The following is a 14,129-nucleotide window of genomic DNA, read 5'->3' as shown; positions in this document are numbered from 1 at the left end:
TTCACCCCCACGGTAGGCCGAGCCTCGGACACTAGCGAGGACGACCTACCGCGGGCCGTACGTCAGCTCATCGTTCACCCATACGAGCGTCGCGGCGCGTGGCACAGCCGGGTCAGGGCAGCCGCTCCGCCAGGATTTCGGCGAGGTGGCGGGCCGGGCGTCCGCCGTCGAGCTGGTCCAGTTGGGTGCGGCAGGAGAAACCGTCCGCCACGACCTCGGCCGAGGCGTCCGCCGACCGTACGGACGGCAGCAGCTGGTCCTCCGCGCAGGCGACCGAGACGTCGTAATGGCCCGCCTCGAAGCCGAAGTTGCCCGCCAGGCCACAGCAGCCGCCGCTCAGTTCGCCGGTGAGCCCCGCGCGTTCGCGGAGGCGGCGGTCGGCGGCGTCGCCGAGGACGGCGTGCTGGTGGCAGTGGGTCTGGCCGACGACCGGGCGGTCGATCTGTGGGGGTTTCCAGGTGGGGGCGTGGTCTTCCAGGGCCTGGGCGAAGGTGGTGACGGAGTCGGCCAGGCGGGCGGCGCGCGGGTCGGTGTCGCCGAGGAGTTCGGGGAGGTCGGTGCGGAGGGCGGCCGCGCAGCTGGGTTCGAGGCCGACGACGGGCAGACCGGCGTCGAGGGCCGGGGCCATGACGTCCAGGGTGCGCCGCATGACCGCGCGGGCGCGGTCCAGCTGGCCGGTGGAGACCCAGGTCAGGCCGCAGCACACCGGTTTGGGGGGTACGACGACCCGTAGGCCCGCCGCCTCCAGTACCGCGACGGCGGAGCGGCCGACCGACGGGGAGAGGTAGTTGGTGAAGGTGTCGGGCCACAGGACGACGGTTCGGCCGTCCGCCCCGGCGCCATCGACAGCGCCCCTGGCCGCCGTATCGCCCACCGTGGCGGCCGCCCCACCGGTGGCGGGTCCGGCGCCTGGCCCGGCGTCGCGTGCCGCCGCGCGCACCCTCTCCCGCCACCACCGTGTGAACGGCTCGCGGGCCAGCTCCGGGATGTCGCGTTCCGGGGCGATGCCGCCCGCCCGCTTCGCCAGGGTGGACAAGAAGCCGACGCCCGCGGCCGCGTTGGCCACCGGAGCCGCACGCAGCAGCGAAGCGGCACGCAGCCATACGGGGAGCCAGCCCATCGAGTAGTGGCCTGCCGGGCGTACCCGGCCCTCGTAGTGGTGGTGGAGGAACTCCGCCTTGTACGTGGCCATGTCCACCCCGACCGGGCAGTCGCTGCGGCAGCCCTTGCAGGACAGGCACAGGTCGAGCGCGTCCCGGACCTCCTCCGAGCGCCAGCCGTCGCGGACCACCTCGCCCGCGAGCATCTCGTGGAGCAGGCGGGCGCGGCCACGGGTGGAGTGCTGTTCCTCGCCGGTCGCGCGGTACGAGGGGCACATCACGCTCGCGCCGGACACCGACTCGGTGCGGCACTTGGCGACGCCGACGCAGCGCCGCACCGCGGCCGAGAAGTCACCGCCGTCGTGCGGGTAGCCGAACTCGACGTCGACGGGGCGCCGCGGCAGGACGTCGAAGCGGAGGTCCTGGTCGAGGCGGCGGGGGCGGGCGAGGACGCCGGGGTTGAGGCCGCCCGCCGGGTCCCACAGGTCCTTGAAGCGGTGGAAGAGCCCGACCATCTCGTCCCCGTACATGCGGGGCAGCAGCTCGGCGCGGGCCAGGCCGTCGCCGTGTTCGCCGGAGAGCGAGCCGCCGTGGGTGACGACGAGGTCGGCGAGGTCGGTGGAGAAGTCGCGGAAGACCCGCACCCCGGCCTCGCGCATCAGGTCGAAGTCGATGCGGACGTGGATGCAGCCGTCGCCGAAGTGCCCGTACGGCGTGCCGCGCAGCCCGTGCTGGGTGAGCAGGGCGCGGAAGTCGCGGAGGTAGGCGCCGAGCCGGGCGGGCGGTACGGCGCAGTCCTCCCAGCCGGGCCAGGCCTCGGCGCCGTCCGGCATCCGGGTGGCGGTGCCGGAGGCGTCCTCGCGGACGCGCCACAGCGCGCGCTGTCCGGCCGGGTCGGCGACCACGGTGTGGTCGGTGGTGGCGTGCGCGGCGGCGCGCGCTATCTCCTCCGCGCGGGCGTACGCCTCCTCGCGCCCCGCGCCGCCGACCTCCACGAACAGCCAGGCGCCGCCCTTGGGCAGCCCCGACGCGCCCACGACCAGGTCCGCGGCCATGCCCTCGACGGTGAGCGGGCCGTACGGCAGCAGGGTGTGCGCGGCCTCGGCCGCCGCGGACTCGTCGGGGTAGCCGAGCACGGCGAGCGCCCGGGCGGCGGGCGCCTCGACGAGCCGTACGGTCGCCTCGGTGAGCACGCCGAGCGTGCCCTCGCTGCCGGTGAGGGCACGGGCCACGTCGGCGTTCTTCTCGGGCAGCAGCTCGTCCAGCGCGTAGCCGGAGATGCGCCGGGGCAGCTCGGGGAAACCGGTGCGCAGCAGCGCCAGATGCTCCCCGGCGAGGGAGCGCATGCCGTCGCGGAGCCGGGCTGGCAGCGCGTCGAGGCCCTGGGCGGCGCGGACCCGCTCACCGCCGTACGTCAGGACGTCCAGCGCGTGGACGTTGTCGGCGGTGGTGCCCCAGGCCACCGAGTGGGAGCCGCACGAGTTGTTGCCGATCATGCCGCCGAGGGTGCAGCGGCTGTGGGTCGACGGGTCGGGGCCGAAGGTCAGGCCGTGGGCGCCCGCGGCGGTCCGCAGGTCGTCGAGGATGACGCCGGGCTGGACGACGGCGGTCCGCCGCTCCGGGTCCAGGGAACGGATGGCCCGCATATGGCGGGTGAAGTCGAGGACGACCCCGAGCCCGGTCGCCTGCCCGGCGATGGACGTCCCGGCTCCGCGCGCCACCACCGGCACGCCGTGCTCCCGGCAGACGGCCAGCGCCGCCGCCACGTCGTCCGCGTCGCGCGGGGCGACGACACCGGCCGGCACGCGCCGGTAGTTCGACGCGTCCATGGTCATCAGGGCCCGGCTCGCCGCGTCGAAGGAGACGTCCCCACGGACGGCTCGGCGCAGCGCCTGCTCCAGTTCGTCTGCCTGTGCCTCGTGCTCAGCCATACATCCCATGTTCCACGGCGAGGTTCTCCAAGAGAACGTCCAGATTGTGTTTCGCCGACGTGATCATGGATCACATTGCACGGACCCGATGACGGCGGCCGCGTCAACGTGAGAGCGCTCACTGTCCCCATCCGTGGACGGTTCGTCTCAGTGAATGGACCCTCCACTGAATGCCGGGTTCCGACGGATTAGGCTTCGGTCGTGGCTGAGATCCGGATTCCCGAAGACATCAAGCCCGCCGACGGTCGCTTCGGCGCGGGCCCCTCCAAGGTGCGCACCGAGGCGCTCAGCGCCCTCGCCGCGACCGGCAGCTCGCTGCTGGGCACCTCCCACCGGCAGGCCCCGGTCAAGAACCTGGTCGGTCAGGTGCGCGACGGCGTGCGCGAGCTGTTCCAGCTCCCCGAGGGCTACGAGGTCGTCCTCGGCAACGGCGGCTCCACCGCTTTCTGGGACGTGGCGACCCACGGCCTCATCGACAACAAGTCCCAGCACCTGTCCTTCGGCGAGTTCTCGTCGAAGTTCGCGAAGGCGGCCAAGCTCGCGCCGTGGCTGGCCGAGCCGACCGTGATCTCGTCCGACCCCGGCACCCACCCGGAGCCGCGGGCCGAGGCGGGTGCGGACGTCTACGCCCTGACCCACAACGAGACCTCGACCGGTGTCGCGATGCCCATCCAGCGGGTGGCCGGGGCCGACGAGGGGTCGCTGGTGCTGGTCGACGCGACGTCCGGCGCGGGCGGTCTGCCCGTCGACATCGCCGAGACGGACGTCTACTACTTCGCGCCGCAGAAGTCCTTCGCCTCGGACGGCGGACTGTGGATCGGGATCTTCTCCCCGGCCGCGCTGGAGCGCGCCGCCCGGATCCACGGGTCCGGCCGCCACGTCCCGGAGTTCTTCTCGCTGCCGACCGCGATCGACAACTCGCTGAAGAACCAGACGTACAACACCCCGGCGCTCTCGACGCTCTTCCTCCTGGCCGACCAGCTGGAGTGGATGAACGGACAGGGCGGCCTGGACTGGGCCGTGCGGCGCACCGCCACCTCCTCGCGCACCCTGTACGGCTGGGCCGAGGAGTCCAAGCACGCCACCCCGTTCGTCACCGACCCGGCCAAGCGGTCGCAGGTCATCGGCACGATCGACTTCAACGAGGAGATCGACGCCGCCGCGATCGCCAAGGTGCTGCGGGCCAACGGCATCGTGGACACCGACCCGTACCGGAAGCTGGGCCGCAACCAGCTGCGGGTGGCGATGTTCCCGGCCGTCGACCCGGCCGACGTCGAGGCGCTGACCGCGTGCGTGGACTACGTCATCGAGCACCTGTGAGGGATGCCTGACGGAGCAGGGGCCCGGGGCGTTCGCCCCGGGCCCCTTTCCGTTCCGTACGGGGCGCCTACTGCGGGCGGCGGCGGAACAGCCGTCGCAGCCCCAGGAACAGCGCCATCGCGGCGCCGAAGGTGAGCGCCCCCTTCAGCAGGGTTTGGTTCTTCTCGTCCTCGGAGCCCTGGTCCTTGCCGTCGGGGCGCGAGGAGTACTCCCCGTCCTTCTTCTGCTTCTTCGCCGTCGCGTCCGGCAGCAGCTCCCCGCCCAGGTCCACCGCGGTGACCTTGCTGCCCGGACCCTCCGTGCCGTACATGAGCGTGCCGCCGTCGGGGGTGAAGGTCACCGACTCGCCCTGGCGCTGGATCGGCAGCCCCGGCTCGTCCTTCAGTTCCTTCAGGTCCTGCGGCTTGCCGTTCGTCCAGCGGTATTCGGAGGCCGCGAAGTAGCCGCGGAGCACCAGACGGCTGCCGTCCGGGGCGAAGGCGCCGTCGGTGACCTCCATGTCGAGGTCGGCGACCCGGCGGAAGACGTTGGTGCCCTGGGGGGAGAGCGTGGCGGGCGCCTCGTACAGCCCGGGATCCTCGTCGCTCTTGCTGGCGATGTAGACCCGCCCGGTCTTCGGGTGGACCATCATCGCCTCGGCGTCCCGCGGCCCGCCCTCGTACTTCACGGTGAACTGGGTGGCGGTGACCGTGGTGTCCCCCAGGACCTTGGGCTCGGGGAATCGGTAGATCCATACGTGCGGCCAGGTGCCGCCGAGGTTGTCGCCGATGTCGCCGACGTACACATTGCCGTCGGGGCCTATCGAGATCGCCTCCACGTCCCGGGGACGGCCTATGCCGCGCAGTTCGACCCGGGCGACCGTCTTTCCGGTCTTGCTGTCGACGGCGTAGACGTACGCCCCGTCCGAGCTGTCGTTGTGCGTCCAGTAGACGCCGGGATGGGCCCGGCTCGCGGCCAGCCCGCTGGACTCGGTGATGCGGGGGTCCTCGATGGTGAACGAGGACGGGGACGAGTCGTCGGCCGCCGCGGGAGCGGGAAGGGCGACGGGCAGAGCCGCCAGCACAGCGGCACCGAGGACGTACGGAAGCGGACGCATGGGCCCAAGCCTGCCATCCCGGCGGGCACCGACATCGCGATACGGCCGCCGCGCATGGGCCCAAGCCTGCCATCCCGGCGGGCACCGACATCGCGTTACGGCCGCCGCGCATGGGCCCAAGCCTGCCATCCCGGCGGGGCACTGACATCGCGTTACGGCCGCCGCGCATGGGCCCAAGCCTGTCATCCCGGCGGGCACCGACATCGCGATACGGCCGTCGGGGGCGCGTTGCCGCGGTCCGGCAGACCCCCTCGTGAATTACGGATGGATCACGTACGTAAATAATTCGTGGCGACCGGAGCGCTTAAATAACCCGCGGATTATTTGAATCCATCCGGGGATTATGTGCCACGGAAATTTATCGGGCATTGACCGCAAAGCGGGCGGCGGCATTGCTTTCAAGAATGGCCGCCTCTACCGTCTTTACCCATGAGCGAATACAGCCATTCCTCTTCTGCGCAAACCGCGCCACCGCCGATGTATCCCGCCGGTAACCCGGGCGGGGGCACGGCGGTCGCACCGCCGAAGAAGTTCGCGGTGCTGGGGGCGGTCGGCGGCGTCCTCGCCGTGGCCGGCTCCTGTGTCAACTGGGTCGTATCCACCTCCGACAGCGCCGATGGAGGCGTCAAGGGCATCGACGGCGACGGCGTGATCACGCTGATCATCGCCGCTGTCGGGGCGGTGCTGATGCTCGCCGCCATGGCCACCAAGAAGGGGGTGCTCTACCTGGTCGGCGCGGCCGCCGGGCTTGCCACGGCGATCGTCCTCGCCCTCAACATGGCATCTCCCGAGCGACTGCTAGCCCAGAAGCTCCAAGATGACGAAGGGGTTTCCGCGAAGGTCGCCGAAAAGGCGGCCGAGCAGGCAGCGAAGCTGTACGACCTCACTCCGGGCCCGGGAATCTACATCGCCCTGATCGGTGCGCTGATGATTCTCGTCTTCGGTGTCCTCGGATTCCTGAAGACCCGCTCCGGACGCTGAATTCGGTAGCGAGAACAACCAGCGTTCCGGAGATTCCGGTAGCCCGCTTTTTGACCGCGACGGGGGGCCAAAAAGCGGGCCTCCGGATTTTCTGGAATAATGGGGACTGGAACGGCGGGGCGACCCGGGCCCCTTGATTAGAGCGCACTCCAAGGGATTGGCTGGGTCTCATGGAGTACACGCAGCTCGGACGCACGGGCCTCAAGGTCAGCCGACTGGTCCTCGGCACCATGAACTTCGGCCCGCAGACCGATGAGGCCGACAGCCACGCGATCATGGATGCCGCGCTCGACGCGGGCATCAATTTCTTCGACACCGCCAATGTGTACGGCTGGGGCGAGAACAAGGGCCGCACCGAGGAGATCGTCGGAAGCTGGTTCGGCAAGGGCGGCGGACGGCGCGAGAAGACCGTCATCGCCACCAAGGTGTACGGCAACATGGCCGCCGACGGCGAGCGGCCCTGGCCCAACACCGACAAGCTCTCGGCGCTCAACATCCGCCGGGCCGTGGACGCCAGCCTCAAGCGGCTGGGCACCGACTACATCGACCTCTACCAGTTCCACCACGTCGACCGCGCGACGCCGTGGGACGAGATCTGGCAGGCCATCGACGTCCTCGTCCAGCAGGGCAAGATCCTGTACGCCGGGTCCTCCAACCACGCGGGCTGGCACATCGCCCAGGCGAACGAGACGGCCCGGCGCCGCAACTCGTACGGCCTGGTCAGCGAGCAGTGCCTGTACAACCTGGCCGAGCGGCGCGCCGAGATGGACGTCATCCCGGCCGCGCGGGAGTACGGCCTCGGCGTCATCCCCTGGTCCCCGCTGCACGGCGGGCTGCTCGGCGGCGCGATCCGCAAGGAGCAGGCGGGCGGCGCCGGTGCCCGCACCGCGGGCGGACGGGCCGCCGACGCGCTGAAGAACGCGGCGGTGCGCGAGCAGGTCCAGGCCTACGAGGACCTGCTCGACAAGCACGGCCTGGAGCCCGGCGAGGTGGCCCTGGCCTGGCTGCTGACCCGGCCCGGCGTCACCGGGCCCATCGTGGGTCCGCGCACGGCCGAGCAGCTGGCCTCGGCGGTGCGGGCGTCCGAGCTGACGCTGAGCGCGGAGGTGCTGGACGGGCTGGACGAGATCTTCCCGGGCCCGGGGCCGACGCCGGAGGCGTTCGCCTGGTAGGACCGGCAGTACGCAGGGGGTGTGACCGCGTGCGGTCACACCCCCTGACGGTTCGGGCCGCCCCTACGGCTCATCCTCCGAAGGCGGCCGCGACGGCCACCACGACGAGGATCATCACCAGGGCACCACTCATGATCATGTTTCGGGTCTTCGGATTCACACTCCGAGGTTAGCCGGGCCGCTCAGCCGCCCAGCGGCCAGGCCGCCACCACCTCGTACCGCGGCTGCGCCCCGGGCGCCCCGGGGGTCGGCGGATGGCTGCGGACCAGGCTCAGCTCCCCCACCGTCCAGCCGCGGCCCTCGAAGCCGGTGAGGCCCTCGGCGAAGGGCGCGAGGCGGGTGCCGGAGCGACCCCGCGCGATGGTGAGGTGCGGGTGGTACGGGCGGTCCCGGTTCGTGGCGATCCCGGACCGGCGGGCCCCCGCGGCGACGGAGTCGGCGAGCCGCCGCAGGGCGGTCTGATCGCCCGCCACGCCCGCCCAGAGGGCCCGGTCGGAGAATCGGCCGCCGCCCGCCAGCCGCACCTCGTGGGGGTGGTGGCGGTGGGCGGCGCGGGCCAGCCGGGTGTCCAGCTCGGAGCGGACGTCGTCGGTGACCTCGCCGAAGAACGCGAGGGTGAGGTGCCAGCCGGGGCGCTCGGTCCAGCGGAGGGTGTCCGCGCCGGGCAGCCGGTGCAGGGCGTCGACGTAGGCCCCCAGCTCGGCCAGGGCCGGTTCGGGCGGCAGGACGGCGGCGAAGAGTCTCATCGGAGCCAACCCCTGTCAGGCCGCCGGAGCGAGCCGTTCCTCCTGGACCCTCGGTACGAAGGCCACGTACGGATGGCCCCGGCGCAGGTCCACCTTGAGCCGCAGACCGCCCGCGCGGGCCAGGGCGAGGCCCACCACGACCGCGGCGACGGCGGAGATCAGACCACCCACGGCGAAGCCGACCCGGGCGCCCCAGGTGTCGGTGACCCAGCCGATCAGCGGGCCGCCGATGGGGGTGCCGCCCACGAAGACCATCATGAACAGGCTCATCACCCGGCCGCGCATCTCGGGATCGGTGGCGAGCTGCACGCTGGAGTTGGCCGTGACGTTGAAGGTCAGGCTGAAGATCCCGACCGGCACCATCAGCACGGCGAAGAGCCAGAAGAACGGGGTCACCGCGGCGGCCACCTCCAGCACACCGAACAGCAGCGCCGCACCGACCAGCAGCCTGCGCCGGGTGGTGACGCGGCGGGCGGCGAGCAGGGCGCCGGTGACCGAACCGGCCGCGATCAGGGTGTTCAGCAGGCCGTACGTACCGGGCCCGGCGTGGAAGACATCGTCGGCGAAGGCACTGAGCCAGATCGGGAAGTTGAAGCCGAACGTGCCGATGAAGCCGACGAGGACGATCGGCCACAGCAGATCGGGGCGGCTGCCGACGTACCGCAGACCCTCGCGCAGCTGGCCCTTGCCGCGCGGCGCGCGCTTGACCGGGTGCAGTTCACCGGCGCGCATCAGCAGCAGGCCGACGAGCGGGGCGCCGAAGGAGAGGCCGTTGATGAGGAAGGCCCAGCCGCTGCCGACGGCGGTGATCAGGACACCCGCGACGGCGGGGCCGATCAGCCGGGCGGACTGGAAGTTCGCGGAGTTGAGGCTGACCGCGTTGCGCAGGTCGCGGGGGCCGACCATCTCGTTGACGAAGACCTGGCGGGTCGGGTTGTCGACGACGGTGACCATGCCGAGCAGGAACGCGATCAGGTAGACGTGCCAGACCTGGACGTGGCCGCTCAGGGTGAGGGCGGCGAGCGCCAGACCGCACAGGCCCAGCGCGCCCTGGGTGAAGAGCAGCAGCTTCCGCCGGGGGTACCGGTCGGCGATCACACCGCCGTACAGGCCGAAGAGCAGCATCGGCAGGAACTGCAGCGCGGTGGTGATGCCGACCGCGGTGGAGGAGCCGGTGAGGCTCAGGACCAGCCAGTCCTGGGCGATCCGCGACATCCAGGTGCCCGTGTTGGAAATCACGGCACCGGTCGCGAAGAGGCGGTAGTTGCGGACCCTGAGTGAACGGAACATTCCGCCCTTGTCGGGGGCCGCCGTGGTTCCGGCGGAAGGGGAGTCGGGGTTCGGTGCGGGTGCGGAGTCTGCTCCGGGTCCCGTACTCAAAGTTGGTTCGCCTCCTGGCTGCTCGGTACTCCTACATATGCGCGAGCTTCTCCAGGACGGGCGCGGCGGCGCGCAGCGTCTCCCACTCGTCCTCGGACAGCTGCCCGACCATGTCGCTCAGCCAGGCGTTGCGCTTGCGCCGGCTCTCTTCGAGCATGGCCTCGGCCCGCTCGGTCGGCGACACGACTTTCTGCCGCCGGTCCTCCTGGTGCGGCTCCAGCCTGACCAGTCCCTTGGCCTCCAGCAGCGCCACGATGCGGGTCATCGACGGCGGCTGGACGTGCTCTTTCCGCGCCAGCTCGCCGGGGGTGGCGGAGCCGCATCCGGCGAGGGTGCCCAGCACCGACATCTCCGTGGGGCTCAGCGACTCGTCGACGCGCTGATGCTTCAGCCGTCGCGACAGACGCATCACGGCCGACCGCAGAGCGCTCACCGCGGCCGCGTCATCGAGGGGCGCTTCCGCCGGGGGCGACGGAAGGCGGGACGGATCCGGCATGGTCTTTAGCATAACTCATTACCTCGTCTAATGAAAACCCGATACGGGTGTCCTCCGCCACTCACCCATACGAGTGATGAGTGAGGGACGGGACACACCGGATCACACGACGCCGAGGGCCTGCTCGATCGGGTGCAGCAGGAAGTAGACCAGGAAGCAGAACCCCACGGCGGCCAGCAGCCACGGGATGTCCCGGACCCGCCGGGTCGCGACGCGCAGCAGCAGGTACGACAGCACGCCGAGGCCGATGCCGTTGGTGATGCTGTACGTGAACGGCATCGAGATCATGGTCAGGAAGGCCGGGACCGCGATCGTGGAGTCGCTCCAGTCGATCTCCTTGACGTTCGCCGCCATGATCATGAAGCCGACGACCACCAGCGCGGGGGTCGCGGCCTGCGAGGGGACGACCTTGGCGAGCGGGGTGAAGACCAGCGCGAGCAGGAAGAGCCCGCCGGTCACCACGTTGGCGAGACCGGTGCGCGCGCCCTCCCCGACGCCCGCCGTGGACTCCACGAAGCAGGTGTTGGCGGAGGCCGAGCCGAAGCCGCCGCCCGCGACCGCGACGCCGTCCACCATCAGGATCCGGCCCATGCCGGGCAGCTGGCCGCGCTCGTCCGTCAGCCCGGCCTCCTCGCCGACGCCGATGATCGTCCCCATCGCGTCGAAGAAGCCGGACAGCAGGACGGTGAAGACGAAGAGGCAGCCGGTCAGCACGCCGACCTTCTCGAATCCGCCGAACAGGCTGACCTGGCCCACGAGCCCGAAGTCCGGGGTCGCCACCAGCGTGTCCGGGACGTTGGGCACGGTCAGGCCCCAGTTCGCGTCCGGGGTGGAGGTGGCGGCGTTGATCGCGATCGCGGCCAGCGTCATGACCACGATGCCGATGAGGATCGCGCCCCGGGTCTTGCGGACGACCAGGACGAAGGTGAGCGCGAGACCGGCCACGAAGATCAGCACGGGCCAGCCCTGCAGCTTGCCCTCGATGCCGAGGCCCAGCGGAACGGTGGTGTGCGCCGCGTCCGGGTTACGGGTGACGAAGCCGGAGTCGACCAGGCCGATCAGGGCGATGAACAGGCCGATGCCGATCGCGATCGCGCGTCGCAGCCCGCCGGGGATCGCGTCCATCACGCGCTGCCGCAGCCCGGAGGCGACCAGGATCATCAGCACCACGCCGGCGAGGACGACCATGCCCATCGCGTCAGGCCAGCTCATCTTGGGAGCGAGCTGGAGCGAGACGACCGCGTTGATACCGAGGCCCGCGGCGAGGGCGATCGGGACGTTGCCGATGACGCCCATGAGCAGCGTGGACAGGCCCGCCATCAGGGCGGTCGCGGTGACCAGCTGGCCGTTGTCCAGATGGTGCCCGTACATGTCCTGCCCCGATCCGAGGATGATCGGGTTCAGCACGATGATGTACGCCATCGCAAAGAAGGTGGCCAGGCCACCGCGGATCTCCCGGGACGGGGAGGAGCCGCGCTCACTGATCTTGAAGTACCTGTCGACGAAGGGCAGGCGGTTCATGGGAGGTGTCGGTGCCTGCTGTGCGGCATCGACCGGCTCGCTGGCCGAGGGAGACATGGACGGACCCCAGAGGTGGTGAACATCGGGAAACGGGCCTCTTGGAGGATCACACAGGACATTCCACCCAGACCCAGAACGGTTCAGTATGAATATATGAATCGCGGATCGCCAAACCGCGCCCGCCATCGCCCCCGGGCATCACCCCCGGACACCGCCCGGACATCGCACCGGGCTCGCACCCCCGAAGGCCCCCACCAGCGCCCCCGTAAGCTGGCCACATGACGAAGTGGACACCCCGGCACGAAGCGCCTGCACCCCTGGAGGGCAATGTCGTCGCCACCATCATCGGCGGCACCATCGTGTGGTTCGTCCTCTTCCTCGTCCAGCTCCCGTTCTACGGCTGGTACGCCGACCACGGCCATCTGTGGTGGCTGTGGACCTGCCTGGCCGGGAGCGGACTCGGATTGATCGGCATCTGGTACGTACGGGCGCGGGACGCGGCGATCCGGCGCACCTCGGAGAACGGCGCCAGCGACTGAGCAGCAAGGCGCCGGGCCGCCGCCGATGGCGGTGACCCGGCGCCCGTGGTGCGTGGCGTGTGTGTGTTACTTCACATCCACGTAGTCGCCGCCCGCCTTCACCGGCGGGGTGGTGCTGGTGCCCGCGAAGTTCCAGCGGAACCAGCCGTCCTGGGCCGCCTTGACGGTCGTCTTGAGCGCACCGCCGCTGCCCGACTTCACCGTCTTCACGGCGGTGTACGTCGAGCTGTTCGCCTTCCGGAACTCAAGCTTCACCTGCTGGACGGTGTAGCCACCGTACTTTCCGGTCTCCCAGTTGGCGCGGGTCAGGGCGCCGGTGACCGTGATGGTCTTGCCCTTCTTGACGGGCTCCGGCGCGGCGTTGACGGTCAGCTTCGCGGCGCGCTGCACGGCGAAGGACCCGGCTTTGTCGGCGCTCACGTAGTCGCCGTCGTTGGCGTCGACCCACACGTTGGCGTACCACCGGCCCGCGACGCTGTTGTCGATGAAGTCGACCTGCGGGTCCAGGATGAAGGTCGCCTTGCAGGTCGAGGTGGTCGGGTCATCGGACGCCGTCGCGCACGAGAAGCCGCTCGGCGTCGCGTACCCGTACGACGGGCCGTCCAGATACATGTCGGCGCTCTGGATGCCCGAGTCGTCCTTCGCGGTCACCGAGACGGTGAACTTCTTTGCGCCCGAGGTACCGAGGACGACGTTACCCACCGACACCTTGGTGATCGTCGTGTCGCCGGAACCGGCCGCCTGCGCCGCCGGTGCGGCGAGCCCCCCGAGAGCGGCCGCGGTCGCGGTGGCGAGCACGGCATAGGTCATGCGCTTGCGCATCTGTATCCCCCACAAGATGAAGCGGCTCCGCCGCGCTGACCTGCGTCGAGATGGACGCCGAAGCGAACTTGGAGCCGAGTGTTGCGCAACTGTACGATTTTCACCTGCCGTTCACAACATCATTGGAGCTTCACAGAGCCTCAAGTTGAGGGAACGTCAGCTACCGGGGCCAACCGCTCAGTAACATGCGCGGTATGACCGGTCACCGCTTTCGCGCCGCCGAAATCGACACCAGCAGGCCGCACTCGGCCCGCATGTACGACTACTTCCTGGGTGGCAAGACCCATTACGCGGCCGACACCGAGGCCGCCCGGCAGGTCGAGGCCGTCTGGCCCGCCGTCAAGCCGTGGACCCGCGCCAACCGGTCGTTCATGCACCGGGCGACCCACTGGCTGGCCGCCGAGGCGGGGATCCGGCAGTTCCTCGACATCGGCACCGGCATCCCCACCGAGCCCAACCTGCACCAGATAGCCCAGAAGGCGGCCCCGGACGCGCGGGTCCTCTACGCGGACAACGACCCCATCGTGCTGGCCTACGCCCAGGCCCTGCTGCTCTCCTCCGCCGAGGGCCGCACCGCCTACATGCACGCCGACATCACCGACCCGCACGGCGTCCTGGCCGCCGAAGAGCTGCACGACACGCTCGACATGAGCCAACCGGTCGCGCTGTCGCTCAACGCGGTGCTGCACTTCATCGCGAACGAGCAGAAGCCGTACGACATCGTGCGGCAGCTGGTCGAGGCGCTGGCCCCCGGCAGCTATCTGGTCCTCTCGCACGGCTCGCTCGACCCCCGGGGCGGGGTCTCCGACGCGGTCACCCGGCTCTACCGGGCCAGCGGCATCCACGTTCAGGGGCGCACCCGCGAGGAGATCCTGCCGTTCTTCGACGGCCTGGAGCTGGTCGAACCCGGCGTGGTGATGCCGCACCGCTGGCGCCCCGGGAACGAGCGGTCCAGGGCCGCGGCGGAGGCCCTGGACCTGTGGATCTACGCGGGCGTGGCCCGCAAGCCGTGACCCGTCTTTAAT

Annotated in this window: 12 protein-coding genes and 1 pseudogene; 5 read left to right on the top strand and 8 right to left on the bottom strand. The window is 70.6% G+C overall.

The window, feature by feature from the left end; genetic code table 11:
- Positions 1-112: 112 nt before the first annotated feature.
- Positions 113-3,031, bottom strand: coding sequence for an FAD-binding and (Fe-S)-binding domain-containing protein (locus ACZ6CL_RS08555; protein WP_468932816.1), 2,919 nt, complete (start codon positions 3,029-3,031; stop codon positions 113-115).
- Positions 3,032-3,232: 201 nt separating this feature from the next.
- Here ACZ6CL_RS08555 and serC point away from each other — a divergent pair, with 201 nt between their 5' ends.
- Positions 3,233-4,351 carry a phosphoserine transaminase gene (serC, locus tag ACZ6CL_RS08550; protein ID WP_468932813.1) on the top strand — a complete coding sequence of 373 codons (1,119 nt, stop codon included), beginning with the start codon at positions 3,233-3,235 and terminating at the stop codon, positions 4,349-4,351.
- A 67-nt stretch (positions 4,352-4,418) separates the two neighbouring features.
- Here serC and ACZ6CL_RS08545 read toward each other — a convergent pair whose 3' ends face one another.
- Both ACZ6CL_RS08545 and ACZ6CL_RS08540 read right to left on the bottom strand, forming a co-directional pair.
- Complete coding sequence (locus ACZ6CL_RS08545; RefSeq protein WP_468932810.1) at positions 4,419-5,447, bottom strand: hypothetical protein; 1,029 nt, start codon at positions 5,445-5,447, stop codon at positions 4,419-4,421.
- A 341-nt stretch (positions 5,448-5,788) separates the two neighbouring features.
- Positions 5,789-5,836 (bottom strand): annotated as a pseudogene (locus tag ACZ6CL_RS08540) (hypothetical protein); the annotation flags it as partial.
- Between the two features lie 40 nt (positions 5,837-5,876).
- On the opposite strand from ACZ6CL_RS08540, the gene ACZ6CL_RS08535 reads away from it, so the two are divergent.
- Together ACZ6CL_RS08535 and ACZ6CL_RS08530 are read left to right on the top strand one after the other, a co-directional pair.
- The gene (locus ACZ6CL_RS08535; protein WP_468932807.1) at positions 5,877-6,428 is read left to right on the top strand and encodes a hypothetical protein; all 552 of its coding nucleotides are present in this window, start codon (positions 5,877-5,879) and stop codon (positions 6,426-6,428) included.
- Between the two features lie 170 nt (positions 6,429-6,598).
- Complete coding sequence (locus ACZ6CL_RS08530; RefSeq protein ID WP_468932804.1) at positions 6,599-7,600, top strand: aldo/keto reductase; 1,002 nt, start codon at positions 6,599-6,601, stop codon at positions 7,598-7,600.
- A gap of 182 nt (positions 7,601-7,782) precedes the next feature.
- On the opposite strand, the gene thpR is transcribed toward ACZ6CL_RS08530, so the two are convergent.
- The 4 genes from thpR to ACZ6CL_RS08510 form a co-directional block, all read right to left on the bottom strand.
- A complete protein-coding gene (gene thpR / locus ACZ6CL_RS08525; RefSeq protein WP_468932801.1) occupies positions 7,783-8,346 on the bottom strand; it encodes an RNA 2',3'-cyclic phosphodiesterase in 564 nt (187 codons plus the stop codon).
- Positions 8,347-8,361: 15 nt separating this feature from the next.
- Complete coding sequence (locus tag ACZ6CL_RS08520; RefSeq protein WP_468932796.1) at positions 8,362-9,726, bottom strand: MFS transporter; 1,365 nt, start codon at positions 9,724-9,726, stop codon at positions 8,362-8,364.
- A 31-nt stretch (positions 9,727-9,757) separates the two neighbouring features.
- Complete coding sequence (locus tag ACZ6CL_RS08515) at positions 9,758-10,222, bottom strand: MarR family winged helix-turn-helix transcriptional regulator (protein WP_468932793.1); 465 nt, start codon at positions 10,220-10,222, stop codon at positions 9,758-9,760.
- Positions 10,223-10,324: 102 nt separating this feature from the next.
- Positions 10,325-11,800 carry an NCS2 family permease gene (locus ACZ6CL_RS08510; protein WP_468932790.1) on the bottom strand — a complete coding sequence of 492 codons (1,476 nt, stop codon included), beginning with the start codon at positions 11,798-11,800 and terminating at the stop codon, positions 10,325-10,327.
- A 221-nt stretch (positions 11,801-12,021) separates the two neighbouring features.
- Between ACZ6CL_RS08510 and ACZ6CL_RS08505 the strand changes: the two genes are divergently transcribed.
- Positions 12,022-12,282 (top strand): DUF2530 domain-containing protein, encoded by a 261-nt coding sequence (locus tag ACZ6CL_RS08505; protein ID WP_468932787.1) that lies wholly within the window; start codon positions 12,022-12,024, stop codon positions 12,280-12,282.
- 66 nt (positions 12,283-12,348) lie between these two features.
- Here ACZ6CL_RS08505 and ACZ6CL_RS08500 read toward each other — a convergent pair whose 3' ends face one another.
- On the bottom strand, positions 12,349-13,104 hold the full coding sequence (locus ACZ6CL_RS08500; RefSeq protein WP_468932784.1) for a calcium-binding protein: 756 nt from the start codon (positions 13,102-13,104) through the stop codon (positions 12,349-12,351).
- A 194-nt stretch (positions 13,105-13,298) separates the two neighbouring features.
- Between ACZ6CL_RS08500 and ACZ6CL_RS08495 the strand changes: the two genes are divergently transcribed.
- Entirely contained in the window at positions 13,299-14,117 is an 819-nt protein-coding gene (locus ACZ6CL_RS08495) for an SAM-dependent methyltransferase (RefSeq protein ID WP_468932781.1), read from the top strand.
- Positions 14,118-14,129 lie beyond the last annotated feature (12 nt).

Source organism: Streptomyces sp. NPDC041200 (genome assembly GCF_055591805.1).
This window is presented reverse-complemented; position numbering and strand designations above follow the sequence as displayed.